The organism is Mesorhizobium onobrychidis (assembly GCF_024707545.1).
Classification (GTDB): Bacteria; Pseudomonadota; Alphaproteobacteria; order Rhizobiales; family Rhizobiaceae; genus Mesorhizobium; species Mesorhizobium onobrychidis.
Genome location: NZ_CP062229.1, coordinates 2399696 through 2420015 on the forward strand (window position 1 = coordinate 2399696; position 20320 = coordinate 2420015).

General features: G+C 62.2%; 29 protein-coding genes. 10 read left to right on the plus strand and 19 right to left on the minus strand.

The window, feature by feature from the left end; all coding sequences use genetic code 11:
• Positions 1–9 precede the first annotated feature (9 nt).
• The 3 genes from IHQ72_RS12000 to IHQ72_RS12010 form a co-directional block, all read right to left on the minus strand.
• Positions 10–1098: a class I SAM-dependent methyltransferase gene (locus tag IHQ72_RS12000; protein ID WP_258122622.1), complete on the minus strand. Its 1089-nt coding sequence runs from the start codon at positions 1096–1098 to the stop codon at positions 10–12.
• Entirely contained in the window at positions 1095–1949 is an 855-nt protein-coding gene (lgt, locus tag IHQ72_RS12005; RefSeq protein WP_258122623.1) for a prolipoprotein diacylglyceryl transferase, read from the minus strand. The genes IHQ72_RS12000 and lgt overlap by 4 nt, the downstream gene beginning before the upstream one ends.
• A 103-nt stretch (positions 1950–2052) precedes the next feature.
• Complete coding sequence (locus tag IHQ72_RS12010; protein ID WP_258124096.1) at positions 2053–2229, minus strand: hypothetical protein; 177 nt, start codon at positions 2227–2229, stop codon at positions 2053–2055.
• A gap of 156 nt (positions 2230–2385) precedes the next feature.
• Between IHQ72_RS12010 and IHQ72_RS12015 the strand changes: the two genes are divergently transcribed.
• The 3 genes from IHQ72_RS12015 to IHQ72_RS12025 all read left to right on the plus strand — a co-directional run bounded on the left by IHQ72_RS12015 (position 2386) and on the right by IHQ72_RS12025 (position 3987).
• Entirely contained in the window at positions 2386–2688 is a 303-nt protein-coding gene (locus IHQ72_RS12015) for an accessory factor UbiK family protein (RefSeq protein ID WP_095491667.1), read from the plus strand.
• Between the two features lie 425 nt (positions 2689–3113).
• Positions 3114–3614: a type III secretion system chaperone family protein gene (locus IHQ72_RS12020; RefSeq protein WP_258122624.1), complete on the plus strand. Its 501-nt coding sequence runs from the start codon at positions 3114–3116 to the stop codon at positions 3612–3614.
• 13 nt (positions 3615–3627) lie between these two features.
• Positions 3628–3987 (plus strand): tRNA-binding protein, encoded by a 360-nt coding sequence (locus tag IHQ72_RS12025; RefSeq protein ID WP_258122625.1) that lies wholly within the window; start codon positions 3628–3630, stop codon positions 3985–3987.
• Positions 3988–3997: 10 nt separating this feature from the next.
• Here IHQ72_RS12025 and IHQ72_RS12030 read toward each other — a convergent pair whose 3' ends face one another.
• The 4 genes from IHQ72_RS12030 to IHQ72_RS12045 all read right to left on the minus strand — a co-directional run bounded on the left by IHQ72_RS12030 (position 3998) and on the right by IHQ72_RS12045 (position 7983).
• A complete protein-coding gene (locus tag IHQ72_RS12030) occupies positions 3998–5020 on the minus strand; it encodes a glycosyltransferase family 4 protein (protein ID WP_258122626.1) in 1023 nt (340 codons plus the stop codon).
• A 258-nt stretch (positions 5021–5278) separates the two neighbouring features.
• Entirely contained in the window at positions 5279–6691 is a 1413-nt protein-coding gene (locus IHQ72_RS12035; protein WP_258122627.1) for an ATP-binding protein, read from the minus strand.
• A 52-nt stretch (positions 6692–6743) separates the two neighbouring features.
• Positions 6744–7463: a response regulator gene (locus IHQ72_RS12040; protein ID WP_095491594.1), complete on the minus strand. Its 720-nt coding sequence runs from the start codon at positions 7461–7463 to the stop codon at positions 6744–6746.
• Positions 7450–7983 (minus strand): MarR family winged helix-turn-helix transcriptional regulator, encoded by a 534-nt coding sequence (locus IHQ72_RS12045; protein WP_258122628.1) that lies wholly within the window; start codon positions 7981–7983, stop codon positions 7450–7452. Before IHQ72_RS12045 ends, IHQ72_RS12040 begins: the two co-directional genes overlap by 14 nt.
• Before the next feature lie 248 nt (positions 7984–8231).
• Between IHQ72_RS12045 and IHQ72_RS12050 the strand changes: the two genes are divergently transcribed.
• The 3 genes from IHQ72_RS12050 (at position 8232) to IHQ72_RS12060 (ending at position 10353) form a co-directional block, all read left to right on the plus strand.
• On the plus strand, positions 8232–9125 hold the full coding sequence (locus tag IHQ72_RS12050) for a branched-chain amino acid aminotransferase (protein ID WP_258122629.1): 894 nt from the start codon (positions 8232–8234) through the stop codon (positions 9123–9125).
• 145 nt (positions 9126–9270) lie between these two features.
• Entirely contained in the window at positions 9271–9588 is a 318-nt protein-coding gene (locus IHQ72_RS12055) for a hypothetical protein (protein WP_095491592.1), read from the plus strand.
• Positions 9589–9711: 123 nt separating this feature from the next.
• Positions 9712–10353, plus strand: coding sequence for an MBL fold metallo-hydrolase (locus IHQ72_RS12060; RefSeq protein WP_258122630.1), 642 nt, complete (start codon positions 9712–9714; stop codon positions 10351–10353).
• Positions 10354–10466: 113 nt separating this feature from the next.
• Here the strand turns inward: IHQ72_RS12060 and IHQ72_RS12065 are convergent, their stop codons facing one another.
• The 3 genes from IHQ72_RS12065 to IHQ72_RS12075 all read right to left on the minus strand — a co-directional run bounded on the left by IHQ72_RS12065 (position 10467) and on the right by IHQ72_RS12075 (position 11783).
• Positions 10467–10883, minus strand: a complete 417-nt coding sequence (locus tag IHQ72_RS12065; protein WP_258122631.1) for a BA14K family protein — start codon at positions 10881–10883, stop codon at positions 10467–10469.
• A 218-nt stretch (positions 10884–11101) separates the two neighbouring features.
• Complete coding sequence (locus IHQ72_RS12070) at positions 11102–11314, minus strand: cold-shock protein (RefSeq protein ID WP_006202521.1); 213 nt, start codon at positions 11312–11314, stop codon at positions 11102–11104.
• 256 nt (positions 11315–11570) lie between these two features.
• Positions 11571–11783: a cold-shock protein gene (locus tag IHQ72_RS12075; RefSeq protein WP_023799871.1), complete on the minus strand. Its 213-nt coding sequence runs from the start codon at positions 11781–11783 to the stop codon at positions 11571–11573.
• Positions 11784–12237: 454 nt separating this feature from the next.
• Here IHQ72_RS12075 and IHQ72_RS12080 point away from each other — a divergent pair, with 454 nt between their 5' ends.
• Positions 12238–12633 carry a Kazal-type serine protease inhibitor domain-containing protein gene (locus tag IHQ72_RS12080; protein WP_258122636.1) on the plus strand — a complete coding sequence of 132 codons (396 nt, stop codon included), beginning with the start codon at positions 12238–12240 and terminating at the stop codon, positions 12631–12633.
• Between the two features lie 176 nt (positions 12634–12809).
• Here the strand turns inward: IHQ72_RS12080 and IHQ72_RS12085 are convergent, their stop codons facing one another.
• The 4 genes from IHQ72_RS12085 to IHQ72_RS12100 form a co-directional block, all read right to left on the minus strand.
• Positions 12810–13034, minus strand: coding sequence for a hypothetical protein (locus IHQ72_RS12085; protein ID WP_258122637.1), 225 nt, complete (start codon positions 13032–13034; stop codon positions 12810–12812).
• Positions 13035–13127: 93 nt separating this feature from the next.
• Positions 13128–13265 carry a hypothetical protein gene (locus tag IHQ72_RS12090; RefSeq protein WP_258122638.1) on the minus strand — a complete coding sequence of 46 codons (138 nt, stop codon included), beginning with the start codon at positions 13263–13265 and terminating at the stop codon, positions 13128–13130.
• A gap of 49 nt (positions 13266–13314) precedes the next feature.
• Positions 13315–13563 carry a hypothetical protein gene (locus IHQ72_RS12095; protein ID WP_258122639.1) on the minus strand — a complete coding sequence of 83 codons (249 nt, stop codon included), beginning with the start codon at positions 13561–13563 and terminating at the stop codon, positions 13315–13317.
• Positions 13560–13826 carry a hypothetical protein gene (locus tag IHQ72_RS12100; RefSeq protein ID WP_095488859.1) on the minus strand — a complete coding sequence of 89 codons (267 nt, stop codon included), beginning with the start codon at positions 13824–13826 and terminating at the stop codon, positions 13560–13562. Before IHQ72_RS12100 ends, IHQ72_RS12095 begins: the two co-directional genes overlap by 4 nt.
• A 374-nt stretch (positions 13827–14200) precedes the next feature.
• On the opposite strand from IHQ72_RS12100, the gene IHQ72_RS12105 reads away from it, so the two are divergent.
• The 3 genes from IHQ72_RS12105 to IHQ72_RS12115 all read left to right on the plus strand — a co-directional run bounded on the left by IHQ72_RS12105 (position 14201) and on the right by IHQ72_RS12115 (position 16583).
• Positions 14201–14395, plus strand: a complete 195-nt coding sequence (locus tag IHQ72_RS12105) for a hypothetical protein (RefSeq protein ID WP_258122640.1) — start codon at positions 14201–14203, stop codon at positions 14393–14395.
• A 128-nt stretch (positions 14396–14523) separates the two neighbouring features.
• Entirely contained in the window at positions 14524–14787 is a 264-nt protein-coding gene (locus tag IHQ72_RS12110) for a DUF1488 family protein (RefSeq protein WP_258122641.1), read from the plus strand.
• 212 nt (positions 14788–14999) lie between these two features.
• Positions 15000–16583: a tetratricopeptide repeat-containing sulfotransferase family protein gene (locus tag IHQ72_RS12115; RefSeq protein ID WP_258122642.1), complete on the plus strand. Its 1584-nt coding sequence runs from the start codon at positions 15000–15002 to the stop codon at positions 16581–16583.
• A 7-nt stretch (positions 16584–16590) separates the two neighbouring features.
• Here IHQ72_RS12115 and IHQ72_RS12120 read toward each other — a convergent pair whose 3' ends face one another.
• The 5 genes from IHQ72_RS12120 to IHQ72_RS12140 all read right to left on the minus strand — a co-directional run bounded on the left by IHQ72_RS12120 (position 16591) and on the right by IHQ72_RS12140 (position 20036).
• The gene (locus IHQ72_RS12120; protein ID WP_258122643.1) at positions 16591–16944 is read right to left on the minus strand and encodes a DUF1428 domain-containing protein; all 354 of its coding nucleotides are present in this window, start codon (positions 16942–16944) and stop codon (positions 16591–16593) included.
• Positions 16945–17165: 221 nt separating this feature from the next.
• A complete protein-coding gene (locus IHQ72_RS12125; protein WP_258122644.1) occupies positions 17166–17594 on the minus strand; it encodes a VOC family protein in 429 nt (142 codons plus the stop codon).
• 111 nt (positions 17595–17705) lie between these two features.
• A complete protein-coding gene (locus tag IHQ72_RS12130) occupies positions 17706–17879 on the minus strand; it encodes a hypothetical protein (RefSeq protein ID WP_258122645.1) in 174 nt (57 codons plus the stop codon).
• Between the two features lie 125 nt (positions 17880–18004).
• Positions 18005–18394: a nuclear transport factor 2 family protein gene (locus IHQ72_RS12135; RefSeq protein ID WP_127319278.1), complete on the minus strand. Its 390-nt coding sequence runs from the start codon at positions 18392–18394 to the stop codon at positions 18005–18007.
• A 112-nt stretch (positions 18395–18506) separates the two neighbouring features.
• Entirely contained in the window at positions 18507–20036 is a 1530-nt protein-coding gene (locus tag IHQ72_RS12140) for an ABC-F family ATP-binding cassette domain-containing protein (RefSeq protein ID WP_258122646.1), read from the minus strand.
• Positions 20037–20320 lie beyond the last annotated feature (284 nt).

Consider the following 20320-nt stretch of genomic DNA (forward strand, 5'->3'; position numbering starts at 1 on the left):
GGCGAAAAGTCAATCCGCCGTTGCAAAGGGCGGAACGGCGATGCCGGCAGGCAGGACGGCAAGCACCTTGAACAGGTCGCCCATGGCTTGCGGGCCGGCGAGGCGTTCGACCTCGCCTGCAATCTTTTCGCGAGCCGCCTCATTGGCATTGGCGCCGAGCTGGCCGGCGCGTTCGAGAAGACCCATTTCCACCAGGAATTCGCCTTGCGTGGAGAGATGGGCATCGAGGCCATGCGCCCGCACAATCGCGGCAAGGGCGGCAAAATCGACATGGGCGGTGAGATCGGCTTCGCCCGGATTGGCCAGCACACCTTCGTGATCGTGCCTGCGCACAGCCTGTAACGTGTCGCCGATCCCTGGCCGGAGATAGCCATAATCGAGGAACAGGCCGGCACCGCCCAACCCGGCCAATCGCTCAGCGATGCTCGCCATCAGCGCGGCTCGGGCCGGCGCGACCTCGACGATCGCGCCCTGTGGCGCGTTTTCGGCATCGTCCGGCAACAGCGTCGGATCGACCGAGCCGGCGCCGGCGAAGAAGTGCAATTCGTCTGCGCCGTCGAGGCCGATCATCCGTTCGCGCCAGCCTGTTCCGGCGCGGACGAACTGGCGGATGGGCACTGCGTCGAACAATTCGTTGCCGACGATGAAAAGCGGGGTCTGCGGCAAGGTGTCGATGCTTTCGTGCCAGCCGATCGCGGTAGGCGTGGCGGCAAGCGTTTGCTTCTGGACATCGGCCAGCCGCGGGCTGGTCTCGATCATGGCGAACGATGCGCCGGCGGTCAGCGCCGGATCGAGCCGCGAAAGCGTGCGCAGCATATCCTTCATCAGCGTGCCGCGGCCGGGGCCGATCTCGGCGATGGTGACCGGCATCGGCCGGCCGGTCGCTAGCCAGGCTTCGTAGAGCCAGACGGCGATCAGCTCGCCGAACATCTGGCTGATCTCCGGCGCGGTGACGAAGTCGCCGGCAGCCCCGAACGGCTCGCGCGTCGTATAGTAGCCGTCCCGCGGATCGAACAGGCAAAGCGCCATGTATTGGTTGATGGGGATCGGCCCCGCCGCACCGATCAGCTCGACGATGCGGGTTTTCAGTCGGGTCATACCGGCTGTGGCTGTGTAACCGGCTTTGCCGTCGCCATCGCCCAGATGCCGGCAAGCAGCATCGGCAGCGACAGCACCATGCCCATGGTCAGCCAGCCGGTGCCGAGGAGGTAGCCGAGCTGCTGGTCGGGCTCGCGGAAGAATTCGACGAAGATGCGCGAGAGACCGTAACCGGCGATGAAGGCGCCGCCGACGAAGCGCGGCGTCTTCAGCTTGTGCCTGGAATGGGTGAGGAAGCGCAGGACCAGGAACAGCACCAGGCCTTCAAGCAGCGCCTCGTAGATCTGGCTCGGATGGCGCGCAAATGGGCCGCCATTAGGGAATTCGACCGCCCATGGCACGTCGGTCGGTCTGCCCCAGAGTTCGGAGTTGATGAAATTCGCCATGCGGACAAGGCCAAGGCCGACCGGCACGCCGGCCGCCACCACGTCGAACAGCGACCAGGTGCGAATGCCGCGCGACCAGGAAAACAGCGTCATGGCGAGAATGACGCCGAGCATCCCGCCATGGAACGACATGCCGCCCTGCCAGACGGCAAGAATATCGAGCGGGTGGGCAATGTAGCGCGGCAGGTCGTAAAACAGCACGTAGCCGGTGCGCCCGCCAAGCACCACGCCGATGGCCGCCCAGACGATGAAGTCGTCGAGGTCCTCGGGCTTCATTGGCACGGTGCCGTCGGGCCAGAGCCTCGCATTGGTGACGAGCCGCTTGGCATACCACCAGGCAAAGAGAATGCCGACGATGTAGCCGACGCCATACCAATGCACCGCCAGCGGCCCGATCTGGACGATGACCGGATCGATGTTGGGGAAGGGCAGGGCGGCCAACTGCAGCATAAAATATTCGCTCAACAGGATCTCCTGGTTGCGATCGCGTTCGGGCGCGGACCATGCGGCAGGGTTTTGGCGGGGTCAAGGCGACGCTGGCGCGGCAAATACGGCTTCGGGAAGCAGGCTAATCGTGCCTGTACTGCCGCCTCAGAGCTTGGTCTCGGCCCTTGTATTTCGCCTCCAGGCGATCAAGCACATTGTCGGCCGGCTTGACCCGCCCTGCGTCGGCGTCGCTGATGCCTCTGGCAAGCGCTGCGGCGAGTGCGGCAAGACGCTGGTCCAAATCGGCACTGATAGCCATTGCAGACTCCCGTCAAAATGCTCTTCCTTGTGATGGTACCAGCTATGGCTTGCTAAGTAGATCAAATTGCATCCGACTTGATGATGCAGCAGCCTCAACGTTCTTGCATTCCGCGTCGCGCGCCACTACGTCAAATCGAGCAAGCGAGGATTTGCCATGTCGACCGGACCGAACCGCATTCTCGATGAATTCGCCAAGCTGATGACCGACGCTGCGGGTGCCGCGCAAGGCGTGCGCCGCGAAGTGGAAACCGCCTTCAAGGGGCAGGCCGAGCGCGTTCTCAACTCAATGGACCTGGTGCAGCGCGAAGAATTCGAGGCTGCCCGCGACATGGCGGCGAAGGCCAGGGAAGAAAACACCCGTCTCGCTGCGCGCATTGAAGTGCTTGAGGCGAAGCTCGCCGAATTGACCGGGCAGGCCGCACCTGCGGCTGCGGCAAAGCCCAGATCAAAAAAATAATCGTTAAACTTTTCCACAAAGCACAATCGCAAAAAGCGCTTTGTCGTGAATCGCTTACCGGCATTGCGTGAATCTTTGTGACAGCGGCTTTCCACATGCGAATGACGCAGTGCGAAAAATTGGGCTGGTCACGCGACTCCCGATCAATAGACTGAATTTGTTGCATGATTCGGAGCAGGGTCATGCGCCGGGCGGTGGGGTCCGGTCTGGGGTCTTTGCGTTGACGAAGTCCTGGCCGTCCGAGTTCTAGACAAGATTGTTCGTTGTGTGTGCCTCTCCCGCGGAGCGTGTGGTGGCGCTCACTAGAGCGACGTGCGTCCACTTGGACGCACAAGTACGCTCTAGCACTTTGAACGTTCGCATCGTGCTTTCCGAAAATCGAACCCGATTTTCGGGCCGATGCGAAGGAACGACAGGAAGCATTCATGGAACTTCTCGAACTCGAATTCTCGCGCGAAATCCATCCCGTGGATGTTATCGAGCAGGTGGCGCACAACAACGACTGGTCCTTCGAACGGGCCGGCGACGACGAGATTTCGATTTCGGTTGCCGGAAGCTGGACCGACTACCACGTCTCATTCTCCTGGATGGAGGATTTCGAGGCGCTGCATCTGGCCTGCGCTTTCGACATCAAGGTGCCGGAGGCGCGCGCGCTCGAGGTGATGCGGCTGCTTTCGCTGATCAATGAGCAGATGCTGTTCGGCCATTTCGACCTCTGGGAACAGGAAGGCGCGATCATGTTCCGCCAGTCGCTGCTGCTCGCCGGCGGGGTCGAGCCGTCGAGCCAGCAGGTCGAGGTGCTGTTGTCGTCGGCACTGGAAGCCTGCGATTGCTATTTCCAGGCGTTCCAGTTCGTCGTCTGGTCGGGAACCTCGGCCAAGGATGCGCTGGCCGGCGTCCTGTTCGAGACCTACGGAAATGCCTGAGCCAGGTTCCTCAATGAGTTCGAGCAGCCAGCGCAAGCCCGAGATCAGCTTCGCCGATTTCGACCGGGTCGATATACGTGCCGGCACCATCGTCGAGGCCGAGCCGTTTCCGGAGGCGCGAAAGCCGGCGATCAAGCTGAAGATCGATTTCGGCCCTGACATCGGGGTGAAGAAATCGTCGGCGCAGCTCACCAAATATTATGCGCCCGAGACGCTGATCGGCCGGCAGGTGTTCGCGGTGGTCAATTTTCCGCCGCGGCAGATCGGACCCTTCATATCGGAAGTGCTGACGCTTGGCTTTCCCGACGAGAAGGGTGCTGTCGTCCTCGGCGCAATCGAACGCAGGGTGCCTGACGGGGGCCGATTATTTTAGCAAGGCCGTTTCAGGCGGCTAGTTTTCGCGCCGTGCCCAGCGCTTCTTCGACCGTCTCCAGGAACATCTCCGCGCAGGCCTTCCAGCTATAGCGCATTGCTCGTTCGCGCGCCTCGGCGCGGTCGACGTGGAGCGCGGCTAGCGCGGCTTCACGCAAATCGTTCGACACCGCTCCGCCAACGCCGTCGCCGACAATGTCGATCGGTCCGGTCACCGGATAGGCTGCGACCGGCGTGCCGCTGGCCAGCGCCTCGATGATGACATTGCCGAACGTGTCGGTGCGGCTGGGAAATACGAAGACATCGGCCGAGGCGTAGATTTCGGCCAGTTCGTCGTTCGGGCGATGGCCAAGGAAGTGGGCATCGGGGTATCTGGCCTTGAGGCTGGCCAACTCCGGTCCCTCGCCGACGATAACCTTGCTGCCGGGCAAATCCAGATCGAGGAAGGCGGCCAGGTTCTTTTCGATCGCGACGCGGCCGACGCAGAGGAAGATCGGTCGCTTGAGCCCCAGATCCTTCTTCTTGTCCGGCCGGAAATGGTCGGTGTCGACGCCGCGCGTCCATGGCCTGAGCTTGGTGAAGCCGCGCGCCGACAGATCGTCCGCCAGCGACTGGGTGGCAACCAGCGTGCCTTGTCCGGAATTGTGGAAATTGCGAAGCCAGCGATAGGCCCAGGCTTCCGGTATAGGCAGCCGCGCACTCAGATATTCCGGAAAGCGCGTGTGATAGCTTGTCGTGAACGGTCGGCCGGCCTTGCGGCAATAGCGCCGCGCCATGATGCCGAGCGGACCTTCGGTGACAATATGGATATGATCGGCATTGCGCACTTCGATCAGGCGCGCGACGTTGCCTGGCCTCGTCAGCGCCAGCCGGATGTCCGGGTAGGTCGGCAGGGGCAAGGTGCGAAATATGTTCGGGGTCAGGAAGTCCGTCTCGACGTCGAAGGATTTCAGGGTTTCCGAAAGCCGTTCCAGCGTGTGGACGACGCCGTTGACTTGCGGGCGCCAGGCGTCAGTGACCATCAGGATGCGCATAGCAGCCCTTTACTTGAAAGGTCGTCGGTTTCCTTGATGCGAGGCCGCAAGGCCGAATCAATCAGGATCACGCGCTTCATGCGCGCTCTTCAGCATGGTTTCATGACGGGCCGATGAAGGCATAGCCGATGGCCGTCTACAACCATCGGAAGCAGCGCATCGGCCCGAAAATCGAATTCGATTTTCGGAAAGCACGATGCGTAGGTTCAAAGTGTTAGAGCGTACTTTGTGCGTCCAATTGGACGCACGTCGCTCTAATCAGGCCGGAACCTTGATGACTGCGCGCAAGCCGCCTAGCGGGCTCTTGTCCAGCATGATGTCGCCGCCATGGCTGCGGGCAATGTCGCGTGCGATGGCAAGGCCAAGGCCGGTGCCGCTGGCGTCGAGATTGCGGGCCTCGTCAAGCCGCACGAAAGGCTTGAATACGTCCTCACGCTTTTCGGGCGGAATGCCCGGACCGTCGTCATCGATGGTGACGAGCAGCGAGCCGCGGCCGTGGTTGGCGTTGATCTCAACCGTCTTGGCGTAACGGAAGGCGTTGCCGACGACATTGGACAACAGCCGGGCAAAGGCGTGGGGCCGCACATGCACATTTGGATCGCCGGCGAGCGCGGTCGACAGTTTGCGCTTGCGCAGCGTGGCCTCCTCGCCGAGCTTGTCGAAATAGGCTTCGAGATTGAAACGGCCGGCGTCTTCCGTTGCCTCGCCGCGGGCAAAGGCGAGATAGCCTTCCAGCATAGACTGCATGTCGTCGATGTCCTGGCCGAGCGCCTCGGTGTCGGCCTTGGTCCCGGTCAGCGCAAGCTGCAGCTTGAAGCGGGTGAGGATGGTTCTCAAATCGTGACTGACGCCGGTCAGCATGGCGGTGCGCTGTTCGAGCTGGCGTTCGATGCGTTCGCGCATCTGGATAAAGGCAAAGCCGGCGCGGCGAACCTCCTCGGCGCCGCGCGGACGAAAATCGAGCGGCATCGGCCGGCCCTTGCCGAAACTTTCGGCGGCCTCGGCCAGCGTCAGGATCGGCCGGATCTGATTGCGCAGGAATGGGATGGCGATCATCAGCAGCACCAGCGAGGTGCCGACCATCCAGATCAGGAAAATGTGCGTGTTCGAGGCATAGGCCTGACTGCGGCGCACGAAGGCGCGCAGCACCTTGCCCTCGAGTTGGACACGGACCTCGATGATATTGGAATTGCCGACTGTATCGATCCAGAACGGACGGTTGATCTGATGGGTGATCTCGGACGAGAGAATCTCGTCGAGGATCGAGAAGAACGGCTTTGGACCGGGCGCCGGCAGCGGATCGGGCGGAAGCAAGTCGATCTTCAGCTGCATGCGATCCTGCGCGATGCGGATGATGTTGGCGTAGTCGGCGTCGTTTGGATAGGTCTCTACCAGGTCGACGATCGCGGCAATGTCGCGGACCGTGGCCTGCGACAGGCGCTGTGTCACGGTCTGCCAGTGGCGTTCCATGAAGACAAAGGCAAGGACCGATTGCAGCAGGATCATCGGTGCGATGACGATGATCAGCGAGCGGGCATAGAGCCGCTTCGGCATGTAAAGCGAAACGAGGCGCCAGAACCGTTTCCAGGCAAGCGGCACCGCCTTGAGCGCCCGCGTGGCGCGAGCGCTCAAGCCGCGATCTCCCGGCCGTTCCAGTTGTGTGGTCGCCATTCGCCCTTTTTGCTCATCTTCAGCCACTCAACAAGGGGCTGCGGGCGGCAGTCTATTCCACGCTGAGCCGATACCCAATACCGCGCACGGTCTGCAGCCAAACCGGATTGGACGGATCGCGCTCGATCTTGCGGCGCAGCCTGTTGATCTGGACGTCGATGGTGCGTTCGCCGACTTCGGACTCGTCGCCGACAAGCTCATGACGCGGTATCGTTTCGCCGGCCCGCGCCGCGAAGATCGCCAGGATCTCCTGCTCGCGGTCGGTCAGCTTCAGAGCCTCGCCGCCGCGCTTGAGCTCCCGCCTGGCGATCTGGAACGTGTAGGGGCCGAAGACCAGTTGCTCGACCTTGGGCGTCGTCGCCGGACCGCCGCGGCGCAGGATGTTGTTGATGCGCAGAATCAATTCGCGGGGATCGAAAGGCTTCGGCAGATAGTCGTCGGCGCCGGCCTCGAGCCCGGTGATCCGGCTGTCGGTCTCGGAGAGCGCGGTAAGCATCAGGATCGGCACGTTCTTGCTTGCCCGCAGCGCCTTGGCGAGATCGACGCCGGTTTCGCCCGGCATCATGATATCGAGCACGAGCAGGTCGAAATCGAGGCCGGCGAGCTTGCGCCGCGCTTCGCCGGAATTTCCGGCAACGGTGACGCGAAAGCCGTTTTCGGTCAGATATTGTTTGAGAAGATTGCGGATACGGGTATCGTCATCAATCACCAGCAGATGCGGCGCGTCGTCGTCCGGTGCTGCCGGTCGATCAACCCTTTCAATGGTCTCCATGGCTTTTCCCTGACGTTTTTGCGGGCACAATGTCGATCTGCGCCCTTAGTTCCAGATTGACCATCGCTTCCAGGAAGCGCTCGATCAAGGCGCGTTCGGTGGCTCCGGAATCTTCCAATGCAGCATGGATGCGGCGTGACTGTGGCCGTGCCAGCGCCAGTGCCAGGGCGCGGCCCTTGGCTGTCGGATAGAGCTCGCGCTGGCGGCGGTCGCGCGGACCCTGCAACTGGACGATGTGGTCGGTGTCGATCAGTTGCTTGAGCACGCGCGCCAGGCTCTGCTTGGTGATCTTCAGCACGTCGAGGAGTTCGGCGACCGTCAGGCCCGGCCTGCGATTGACGAAATGCAGAACCCGGTGATGGGCGCGGCCGAAGCCGTAGTCGGACAGGATCTGGTCCGGATCGGAGGTAAAATCGCGATAGGCGAAGAAGAACAATTCGATGATGGCAAAGTCGATGCCGTCCTCGTCGGTGATCGCCGTCCTGATCGGTTTTCCGGCTGGGTGGCTGCGATCCGTCATCTTTTCTCCGGGCGAAAGGGAAATTATGTCAGTACTATTGACGTAATTTCCCGGCAATGGTAATTTTTGACAAGCTTTTCGGCGGATTGCGAACGAAAAGGCAAGGGAAGGCCGTTTTTCCGGAACTTCCTGTGTTTGCCAGACCTTATATATCCGCCTACGCTTCGAGATACCGGCCGCCCGGTGCGGCTGACATGAAACACGCAACGACACAATAATGTGCGGGCGGCCGCCCGCGGGAGGTTACCATGGCATCCGTTCCCTTTGACCAAATGGACGGCTTTATCTGGATGAACGGCGAGTTCGTCAAATGGGCCGACGCCAAGATCCACGTGCTGACCCATGGCCTGCACTACGCCAGCGCGGTGTTCGAGGGCGAGCGCGCCTATGGCGGCGAGATTTTCAAGCTGACCGACCACAGCGAGCGCCTGCACGAATCGGCACGCCTCCTCGGCTTCAAGATTCCATATTCGGTTGCCGAGATCGACGACGCCTGCCGCACGCTGTTGAAGAAGCAGGCTTTCCAGGATGCCTATGTCCGGCCGATCGCCTGGCGCGGCAGCGAACAAATGGGCGTTTCGGCGCAAAACAGCAGGATCAACTGCGCCATCGCCATCTGGCAGTGGCCGAGCTATTTCGATCCGGCACAGAAGCTGAAGGGCATCCGTCTCGATCTGGCCGAATGGCGCCGCCCCGATCCGCGCACCGCGCCGTCGAAATCGAAGGCTGCCGGCCTCTACATGATCTGCACCATGTCCAAGCATGCCGCCGAAGCCAAAGGCTATGCCGACGCCATGATGCTCGACTGGCGCGGCCAGGTTGCGGAAGCGACCGGCGCCAATATCTTCTTCGTCAAGGACGGCAAGATCCACACACCCACCCCCGATTGCTTCCTTGACGGCATCACCCGCCGTACGGTGATCGGCCTTGCCAAGGATCGCGGCTTCGAGGTGATCGAGCGCACCATTATGCCGGAAGAGCTTGAAGGCTTCCAGCAGTGCTTCCTCACCGGAACGGCGGCAGAGGTGACGCCCGTTTCAGAGATCGGTCCATACCGATTCGAGGTGGGTGAAATCGCCAAGACTCTGATGAACGACTATTCTGCAGCCGTTCAACCCAAGCACGCGATCGCCGCAGAATAACGAAAGTCACAGCTTTTTTTATAAGTAGGGGCGGTTTTCGAGCCGCCCCTTTTATTTAAGCACTCCCGCATTTGACTTTCGTCCAATTCGGCGTCTCATGATGCTGTCGGCCCGGGAGGCTGGCAGCTATGGAGGGACTGGTAATATGGACATGAACACGCTTCTTCCGATCATTGTTCAGGTGATTACGGGTATCATCGGTGGCCAGGCGGTGGGCGCGGCGCTCAAGACAGCGGCAATGGGGCAGCTTACCAAAATCCTGGGCGGCGCGCTTGGCGGCGTCGGCGGTGCGGCCATCCTCGGCAGCCTGCTCGGCGGTGGTACGATCGATCCGGCTGCAGCCGCAGCGGCAACGAGCGGATTGGGCAGCGCGCTGAATGTGCAGAACATCGTCGGCGGTGCCGGTGGTGGCGCCATTCTGACGGCCATCATCGGCGCGGTCATGAATGCGATGAAGAAGTGAGCCTGGCGGTTTCGGGCTTTTCGCATGGGCGGCTTCGGCCGCCCATTTCTTTTGTGTCGTGGCAGCGGTGGACGCCGTTTACATGTGTCTCTACATCAGGGGCGACACAGCGAAAGGACGATCATGGGTCAGCTCAATGCCGGTATCGTGCCGGTCACGGCGTTCCAGCAAAACTGCACCATCCTGTTCGACATGGACGACAGACAAGGCGTTGTCGTCGATCCGGGCGGCGACATCGACAAGGTGCTGGCAATGCTCAAGGACAATGCGATCAACGCCGGCGCAATCTGGATCACGCATGGTCATATCGACCACGCCGGCGGCGCCATGGAACTGAAGGAGGCGCTCGGCATCGAGATCATCGGCCCGCATGAGGCCGACCGTCCGTTGCTTGCCAATCTCGAGAACCAGGCGAGACACTACGGCGTCGCCGATCCGGTGCGCAACTGCGTGCCCGACCGCTTTCTCAGCGAAGGCGACACCGTCTCGTTCGGCCAGCACGCGTTCGAGGTCCTTCATTGCCCCGGCCACGCGCCCGGCCATGTCGTCTACTACAATCGTGCTGCGAAGTTCGCCCATGTCGGCGACGTGTTGTTCCGCGGCTCGGTCGGGCGCACCGACCTGCCGGGCGGCGACCATGCCGCGCTGATCGCCTCGATCAAGGACAAGCTTTTGCCGCTCGGCGACGACATCGGCTTCATCTGCGGCCATGGTCCCGGCGGCCGCTTCGGCGAGGAGCGCCGGAGCAATCCATTCCTGATTTAAAGCGCGTCGCGTCTGGGGTGCCTCAAGCGAGGCGCTTCAATCTCTTTCCCTTATGCATGCGGACAACAAAAAAGCGCTGGCCTTGCGGACAGCGCTTTTGGGGGCAGGAAGCCTCAGTTCGCGGTGCAGAAATGCTGTTCGCCGTCATAGCCGGTGAACGTGCCGGTGCGGGCGTTGAAAGAGCGATAGCGATCCGAACAATATTCATACCAGCCACGGGTCCATGGCTCTGCGTAGCCGTCATTGTAGACGACTCGCGGTTCCGCGTAGTAGCGGCGCACCGGGGCGGGGCGTGGATAACGACCATAATCGTCGTAGCCGGGGTCATAATAGCTGGGCTGCGGGTTGTTGAGCGCACCAACGATCAGGGCGCCGGCCGCAAGGCCAAGGACGCCTGCCGCGATCGCATCGCCATTGCCACGATGATGGTGCCGTTGGCGCCAGTCACCAGCACTGGCCGCTGGCAAGGTCGCGAGCGTGGTCGCAACAATCGCGGCGGACAGGACGGCGGTCTTGAAAATTCGGTTCATGTCGGTCTCCTTCGTGCCGGCCCGGTTAATCTGGGGGAAGCGGTCCGGCTTTACCGAAGCTAATAAGGCGACCGTGGCTGAACGGGGGCTGAACGAAATTGACGGGCTGGGGCCAGCCGATATTCATCGATCAGGCATGGCGCAAGGCACAAATATCGTACGCTCAACAAGGAGCGGACCTGCGCCACGGGACCGTCCGACGCTGTCTCGATCTCGGCTCAGCCGATCGACAGGTTGACGGCTTTCGGACCCTTGCCGCGCTTGTCCGGCTCGGTGTCGAATGTCACCTTCTGCCCATCCTCAAGACCGGGAAGACCCGACGCCTGCACGGCCGAAATATGGACGAAGACATCCTTCGCGCCATCATCCGGAGTGATGAAGCCGAAGCCCTTGGCATGATTGAAGAATTTGACGGTGCCGGTCTGCGGCATGGGAAGCTCCTTTGATCCCATCAAGTCCAGTCTCGGGCCGGCAAATGCCCGAGTGGAAATTTGTCCTTTATTTTAGCGTCATCGGCAAGAGAAAGTTTTGCCAGCATTGGCTTGCCGCCCTGCCACGAAAAAAGGCGCGACGAAAACCGCCGCGCCTTCGAAAACTCGGATCCGGCGCTGAAAGCCGGTTCAAGGCTTTTGAAGCGTCTCGGGCACGTTCCTGGCACGTCCGAGCGGACGTGCGCGCGCCGACGGTTCAGTCCGCGCGCAGATTGACCGCCTTCGGCCCCTTGCCCATGCGGTCGGGCTCGACGTCGAAGGTGACCTTCTGGCCATCGACGAGCGTGCGCAGGCCCGAAGCCTCGATCGCGGAGATGTGGACGAACACGTCCTTGGCGCCGTCGTCTGGCGTGATGAAGCCGAAGCCTTTGGTAGCGTTGAAGAATTTAACGGTGCCGGTCTGGGCCATTGGGGAAACTCCTTCACCCGTGTCAGTCTTTGTGGTTTGCCCGCCGCCTGACGCCGTGGGCAAGTCCCGGTGGTTGCTTCGGCAGTCATGCATTGGCGCATGGTCAAAACCCCCCGCCGAAAAACGGGGCCGTCAGAGATTCACAGTATCGGGGAAAGGTCGTCCAAAACGTTCCGCTCTCCGGGTCGCAAATGCCCGAACACGAAATTTATCGCACGGAAAGGTGATCGTTGCAAGGTAGCGCCCGCGGGCCGCCAGATGGGCGCATTCCGACGCATGGCATCGATAGGACGGGGGGCTCGCCCGGTTATCGGCCAGAGCCTGGTCACGCATGGTCCAGCGGGCTGGGGCTGCTTGCAAACAGGGGTTGCATTTGGCGGTGGAATGGCGAGGATCGGCCTGGAGTGGAGCGCGCGCGTTTGCGCCGGAGCGGGGGCTCGAGGGAGCTATAGTTATGAAATTTCTTGCGGCAATCTTCTCGCGGCAGAGTTTTGCCATCCTGTTGCTGTCGGCAGTTCTTGCAGCCTGTACCGCGGTTGTGGTGGATGAAGGACCGGGGTACCGTCCGCCAAGGCCCGGGCCGCAATTCTGCACCAGGCAGTACGATCCGGTCTGCGCCCGGCGCGGCGGCGACCGCCAGACCTTCGCCAATGCCTGCCTTGCCGAGCGGGCCGGATACCGCATCATCAGCGGCGGCCAATGCCGGGATGGCGGCGGTGGAGAGCAGACATTCTGCACCCGCGAATACCGCCCGGTCTGCGCCCGCCGCTATGGCGAGCTGCGCACCTTCCCCAATGCGTGCGAGGCGCGCGCCGCCGACTATCGCATCGTCGACGACGGTCCGTGCTGAGAGGCTGGTTTCCTCCCCGTCTCCGGGCGGGGAGGGGTCCCATCTATCCACTGGACACAGGCAGGCGAGGGCAGCTGGCGCCTCTTGCCTCTACGCCGGCAGCCTCGCCTTGTGGCAGTAGGTGATGAACTCGGCCGCGGGCATGGGTTTGGCAAACAGCTGAATGAACTTGATGCTCATCCATCCGCCGGGTACGCTCCATCGGCCGGCCCGGCATAGAGCTCGCTGCCGTCCTCGTCGGAAATGCGCAGGCGGTCCGGGATCTGCGGCATCGCCAGCGTGTGGAACAGCGCTGTGGCGCCCTGCAGGGCGGCGCGCAGGTTCGGTGCTTCGAGCGACACCCTGTCGAGCGTCGCTTCGTCGGCGTCGCGCGAACGATAGAACTCGACGACGAAGTTCAAGCACGCCTCCGTGTTGCGGCGCCGCAGCCCTACGGTCGCACCAGGGCCCGCTCCGGTGCATGCACGAAGACGGGTGCGCGGCGCCTGGGAACGCTACCCCTTGGACTTCGGCTTCAAACCGGCTTCCGCCTGCTTGACGGCCGAGCCGAAGGGCGAGGCGGGCTTTGCCACCGTCTTGTCCTTTTTGGGCTTGCGTGTCTCGCGGTTGCTGCGCTGTTGACCCTTGGCCATTTCTTGGTCCTCGTGATTGGTGAGCGTGGTGGTGGCGGTTGATGTGGACCTAGGCGCTCGGATCGTCGGCGACTTCGAGATTGTCTTCCGTGGTGACCCGCTCATGGGTCTCCTCGTCGCTGCGGATACGGTATTGCGGCGAGCCGTCCTTGACCGGCAGCTTGCTCTTGATCTGGAACAACTCCGCGGTCTTTTGGACAAGGCCGGTGCGGCTCTTCATACGAACGGTCTGGCCGATCGCGAAAAGATGCGCGGGCGTGTCGGTGCGCGGGCGCGCGTTCTGCTGGAAGCGGATCATGCGGCATTCTCCTGGTCGCGCCTCAGCGCGGTTTCGAGTTCGGCGAGGTCGATGGCGACCAATTGGCTGGTCTGGCTTTTCACCGTCCTTGCCGGCAGATGGATGAAGGTGGCGACACGGCGCCAGGCAAGCCACGACATGCCATCGATAAGCTCCTCATCGTGGTCGATGTCGTAGTCGCCGGCCGGCAATTTTCCTTCCAGGCCGCCGAGCATGAAGGGTGCCTCGAAATGCGCGATGGAATGGGTAGTTCGGCCAGACATTCTCGTGCCTCGAAGTCTCGTTCCGGGCTTGGATCCGATAGGTGGTGCCCGCTTCGCGGCACCGGGACTTAAGTGTCGTGCGTCCTGTATCGGCAATTTGGGTATCGGCGATCTGGAATGAGTTTGGCGGGTCGAGAACCTCTGACGCCGCGAGATGCCAAGCTTGGCCCAAAAAACGATCTCAATTCATTAATCCAAAATTGCGGTTTATTCAAGAAGATTCCCGCCCATCGTCGACCTTGTCACGAAATTACTTTTCTAGGACTATTTGTAGAATGGTGATACGGTCCGGACACTTCACAAGAATTGTTTGAGATTGTGCCGGAAAAGTTCATCCCGGCATCGATTTTTATTTACATCTGAAAGGAAAAACCATGGTTTCCGTGAAAACACCTGATGGTTCGACCGTAACAGTCAAGCCGATTATCAAGCAGGCCGCCGGGCCTACAAAGGTCATGTCGGCGCGGCTGACGATACGAAGTGACGAGGCAGCAAGGCGAAGGATCGCCGACACCGACGGCACGCTTCGGCGGGCCAGACAGGTTGCGGAGACCAACCGCCTGATCTGACAGCCGGCTTGCAGCGCCAAGTGCCGCGCGTCCTTTTGGATGCGTAAAGGGCGCTGTAAGTACTTTGATTTTGCGGATGGATCCTTTCCGAACCTCCGGTTCGTGGTCATCCGCTGAGGAACTCGATCATGACGCTCAATTTTCCCAACCGCAGCCGCTCCTACGACGCTGCGGCCAGGCGCATTCGCTTCGTCGGCCATGACGGCATGTTCGAAGTGCCCTTCTTTGTGGAGATTGCAGCGCTTTCGGCGGCAACGGCCACGGGCGGGGCGGAAGCCGAGTATCTCAGCGCCTTCGATGCGGAGCGTTCGTCGATCCAGGATGTTGCGCGCGAAGCCTATTCGCACGGCCGCAGGAACATGTATGTATTGACCCAGGCCGATTTCCGGTAAGCTGGCCTGCGAACCCTTGAACCTGCCGCGCCGATGGCCTAGATCGCGGCAGGCGGACAAAACACGGCAGGTTTCCCATCAACAGAGATCAGAGAAGACCGGCAGGCGCGGGCGCCAATTTCGGCTCAGGCGGACAGCCGCCGCTGGGCCTCGACCAGCGCGTGCAGCAGGCGCTGCAATTGCATCAGGCGGGGCGCCGGCAGGAAGCCGAGATGCTCTACCGGCAGGTGCTGGCGCAAAAGGCCAATCATGCGGCGGCAGCACATTTCCTCGGTTTGCTGCTGCACCAGACCGGACGCAGCGCCGAAGGACTTGATCTCCTCGAACAGTCGGTGCGCCTGCAGCCCAAGAATCCGGATTTCCTCAACAACCTCGGCACGGTGATGCGCGACCTCGGCCGTGTCAGTGCAGCCGTCGATTTCTTCCGTGGCGCGGTGGCAATCCGGCCGGACCAACTCGCGGCGCGCGACAATCTCGGCTCATCGCTGAAGCAACTCGGCCAGTTCGAGGGCGCCGAGGAGATTTATCGCGGCACCATCGGTCGCAACCCGTTCCATGTCCGCGCCCGCATCGGGCTTGCCGAAACGCTGCAGGAGGCAGGGCGGCTGGAGGAGGCGCTCGCCGTCTTCCGCGAAGCATTGGCAATTCGGCCGAAGGACGCCGACCTGCTGCATGGCCTGGGCGTCGGGCTGATGGAGAAGGGCAACCTCGGAGAGGCAGCGGAGCATTTCCGGCAGGCGCTGGCGGTCGATCCCGGCATGGCCAGGGCCTGGCTGATGCTCACCCAGGTCAAGCGCCAGCAGGAGCGTGACGCCGAGCTTGCCGGGATGGAGGCGCAGCACGCAAAGGCGCCGGAAGGCAGCCTGGCGCGCATGCAGCTTTCGTTCGGCCTCGGCAAGGCCAATGACGATCTGAAGGATTATGGCCGTGCCTTCGATTATTTCGCCGAAGGCAATGCGATCCGCCGCACGGGCATCGACTATGATCCGGCCAGGACACGTGCCGAATTCGAAACGATGAAGGCGGTGTTCGACAAGGCCTTCTTCGATAAGCACAGACCGAGCGGGATTTCCGACGACACGCCGATCTTCGTCGTCGGCATGCCGCGCTCCGGCACTACGCTTGTCGAGCAGATCATCGCCAGCCATCCGCAGGTCTATGGCGCGGGCGAGCTCGGCATATTGAAGACGGCGGTCGGCAAGCAGTTTCCGCCGAGCATGAAGGGCGGTTTCCCCAGCGGGATTGCCGACCTGCCCGACAAGGCCTATGCCGAGGCAGGCCAGGCCTATCTAGACCTGCTGCACGCCCGCTATCCGGGTTTCCGGCATGTCACCGACAAGATGCCCGGCAATTTCCTTTTGGTCGGCTTCATCCATCTGATGCTGCCCAAGGCCAAGATTATCCATTGCGCGCGCGATGCGGCGGCGACGTGCCTGTCGATTTACAAGGTGCATTTCCGCGGCGACAGCCACCGCTACGGCTACGACCTCGGCGAGCTCGCTGATTTCCACAATCTCTACACCGATATCATGGCGCATTGGCGCACCGTTCTGCCTGATGTCGTGCATGACGTGCGCTACGAGGATTTCGTCGCCGACCAGGAAGGACAGACGCGGGCGCTGATCGCCCATCTCGGCCTGCCATGGGACGATGCGGTGCTGTCGTTCCACGAGACCGATCGGCCGGTGCGCACGGCGTCGGCGGCGCAGGTGCGCCAGCCGATGTACCAGGGGTCGGTCGATCTGTGGAAACGCTATGGCGACCGGCTCAAGCCGCTGCTCGACCGGCTAGCGTAATGCGGGCCTACAGCTCAATAAAGGGCTGAAAGCCGCCGAAGATCATGCGCTTGCCGTCGAACGGCATCGCCGACCAGTCGGATTTCATGCGTGGGTCGGCCATCACCTTGGCCATCACCGCATCGCGGCTCTGCCGCGATTCATAAACGGCCCATGAGAAGACGACGACCTCGTCTTCCTTGGCCTGCACGGCGCGCGGGAACGAGGTGACCTCGCCATAGGGCACATCGTCGCCTATGCATTCGACAAAGGCGAGCGCACCATGCTCCTTCCACACAGCGCCGGCTGTTTGCGTCAGCTTCTTGTAGGCATCGAGATTTGCCTTGGGCACGGCAAGTACGAAACCATCGACATAGGACATTGTGGTTCTCCTTGGGTTGCTGGATTCTTCCTTCTCCCCTTGTGGGAGAAGGTGGCCGCGCCCACGGGTCTTGCCTTCGGCAAGCCCGAGGACAGGCTCCGCGCGGTCGGATGAGGGGTGTTCCAGCTTGGCACCGACGGCACTCCGTCCAACACCCCTCAACCGTCTTGGCGCTGCGCGCCAATCCACCTTCTCCCACAAGGGGAGAAGGAAAGAAGGCGCTACGCCGCCTTCACCGGCGCGTTCATTGCCCACTCGACACCGAACGGATCGCGCATGTTACCCCAGCGATCGCCCCAGAACATCACTTGCAAGGGCATCACTTCCTGGCAGCCGGCGTCGACGGCGCGCTGCCACCAGGCGTCGATGTCGTCGCTGCCGAGATGCAGCTGCATGGTGAAGCCCTGCGGCTTCACCGCGGCCATTCCGTGCTCGGGATAGAAGTCGGAAATCATCAAGGTCGAGCCGTTGATGTGAAGATGGATGTGCATGGTGCGGCCCTGCTCGTCCGGCGGATAGAAGAAGACCTGCTCGGCGCCGAAGGCCTTCTGATAGAATTCAGCGGCCTTGAAGGCGCCATCCAGCTGAAGATAGGGCGTCAAGCCGCCGAGGACTTTCGCTGCGGGCTGGGTTTGGGGCTGATCGTTCATATCGTGCTCCTCTTTGGTTGGGCGTTGCGAACCACAGGACGAATGAGGCAGCGGCGATCCTACATGGCCGATGCGTTTTTTTGATGCCGAGCGTGCGACGGCCGGTCCTTGTCAAGGAGCCAGGCCAATCCGCGGGCTGTTCTGCGCGTCGACAACGATTTCCGGCCAGCCGATGTCCATGCGCAATTCGATCGGCAATGAAAGGAGGGCGCGCTCGCTGCGGTAACGGGCGCGAGCCGCCGAGTAACGGGTCGCGATGCGACCCACGGATGACAGAATAGACATGATGCTTTCTCCTCGATTGGCGCCGGCATCACCGTGTCGGCACCCCAAGGACGTGGCGCGCGACCATGATCCGACAGGTCGCGGAGAATTTTCTGTCACAGGGCCTAATTCAGTCGAGATACGTCTCAGATGACCGATGCGGCCAGAGCGGTGTCGTAATACTCCACCATCTCGATGATTTTGCCGTCGCGTAGCGTCCAGAAATCGGCGGTGCGCATGACAAACTCCTCGCCGGTGGTTCGGCGTGTCATGTGGATCTCGACCTGCGCGGCAACCTTGTCGCCGCCGTCGATGATCTCGACCGGGATGAAGCGCCGGTATTCGAAATCGTCGTCCAGCGCCAAAAGCCGGGCAAGGAACTCCTGCTTACCTTTGGCCACCCCGGCATAGCGCGACTGCGCCGGTTCGGCGACCCAGCGGAAGACGATATCATCGGCGCAGTCGACCAGCGCGCCCTCGATGTCACGTTTTGCATAGGTATCATACAGGTTCTTGACGACGTCCGCGCCACGCATGACCGTTTTCCTCCCTCGGTTTGCGAGACCTCAGGATGCGCCTTTTTCGGCTCGCGGGGAAGCGTGGGCCGGCAGCACCTTGAATGCCGGCCTGGCAGATGCGTGGCTTTCCTCAGCCATTTCCCTCAGCCACCGATCGAAAGAAATCCTCCGGGCTGTCGATCTCGGTCAGCCGCCGCTTCTCGATCAGCCAGAAGCGGTTGCCGATCGCCCTGATGAAGGAGCGGTCGTGCGAGGCCAGCACACAGCTTGCCTGATGGGCGAGCAGTTCCGTTTCCAGTGCTTCCTGGCCGTCGATGTCGAGATGGTTGGTCGGCTCGTCGAGCAGGTAGAAATTGGGATTGGCGAGCCTCAGCGCCAGCATCATCAGCCGCGCCTTCTGCCCGCCCGACAGCACGCCGATCCTGCGCTCCTGCATGTCGATGCCGACGCCCGCACCGGCGAGCAACGAGCGGGCACGCTGCTCGCCGACGTCGAATCTGCGCGAGAGCATCGCCAGCGGCGTATCGTCGCCGCTGATGCCCGACAATGCCTGGTCGTTGTAGCCGAGCACCGTCGACGGCGTCACCTTCACGCCTTGCGTTGCCGTCTCCGGCTCGACGATGGCATTTCTGATCAGGCTGATGAGCCGCGACTTGCCGACGCCGTTGCGGCCGAGCAGCACGATGCGGTCGTCTTGGCAGATGTGGCGCTTGCCGGTCCTGAACAGCAGCGTGCCGTCAGGCGTTTCGACCGCCACGTCGTCGAGCGTGATCAGCACCTTGGCATGGGTGCCGCGATTGGCAAGCTTTATCGCGCCCGCCGATCTTTCGCGGTGCGCCGGCGCTGCGACCTCCTCGAGGCGCTGGGCGCGCTGGTTAAGCTGCTTGGTCTTGACCGTCAGCAGGTCGCTGCCCGAGTTGATGCCGATGTTGTTGAGCTTGGCCGCCTGCCGGCGCAATTGCTGCGCCGCCTTCATGTCGCGCTGGAATTTGCGCTCTGTCGAGGCGTCGACTTCGCTCAAAGCGTCGCGCGCCCGCGAATAGGGCAGCGCAAACGCCGGCGACTGTTCGGGACGCAGGAACAGCGTCCGGTTGGTCGTTGCGTCGAGGAACGCGCGGTCGTGGCTGGCGATCACCACCGGCACTTCGCGCGGCAGCGCGTTCAGCCAGGTTTCGAACTGGCTGATCTTGGCGAGGTCGAGATGGTTGGTCGGCTCGTCGAGAAGCAGGACGTCGGGATCGGTGACCCAGACGCGCGCGATCAGCGCCAGCCTTTGCCAGCCGCCGCTCAAGGCCCGCATCGGCCGCTCGCGCATCGGCTGCGGCACGTCGAGTGAATCGAGAACCACGTCGACGCGCCATTGCTCGCTTTCGGCCTGCTCGGCCGGCAAGGCGTCGGCCACCACCTGCTGAAAACCGTGCTCGGCCAGCGCTGCAGGAACGGCTTGCTCGACAAAGCCGATCCGCAGGCCGCGCGTGCGGGTGATGTCGCCTGATGTCGGCTCCATTTCGCCGGTGAGGCACTTCAGCAAGGTGGACTTGCCGCGGCCGTTGGCGGCGACGATGCCGAGGCGGTCGCCGGTGCCGATGGTGAGATCGAGGTTGGAAAAGAGCGGCGCACCCATGGTGACGCCGAGGGACTTGAGGCTGATCAGGGCCATGTGGGTTTCTCTGGTCTGCCCGGAGTGAAGCTCCGGTTCGATGCACTTTGACGGTGCGCAGGCAGGCCATCAGGCTCGGCGTTGCAGCACCACGAAGGGCAGACCAAGAAAATCGAAGCGGGAGAACCCGGACCGTCTCTGGTCAGCCCTGCAAGCAAGCTCGCAGGGCAGGGACAGGGCCGCGCTGACGGTGGTGGTCGATATGCACGCAGCCCTCCTTTCAAGACGTTTGAATTGTAGAACTGGCTACACCAAGGGTGGGGCCGATGGCAAGGGGCGTGTAG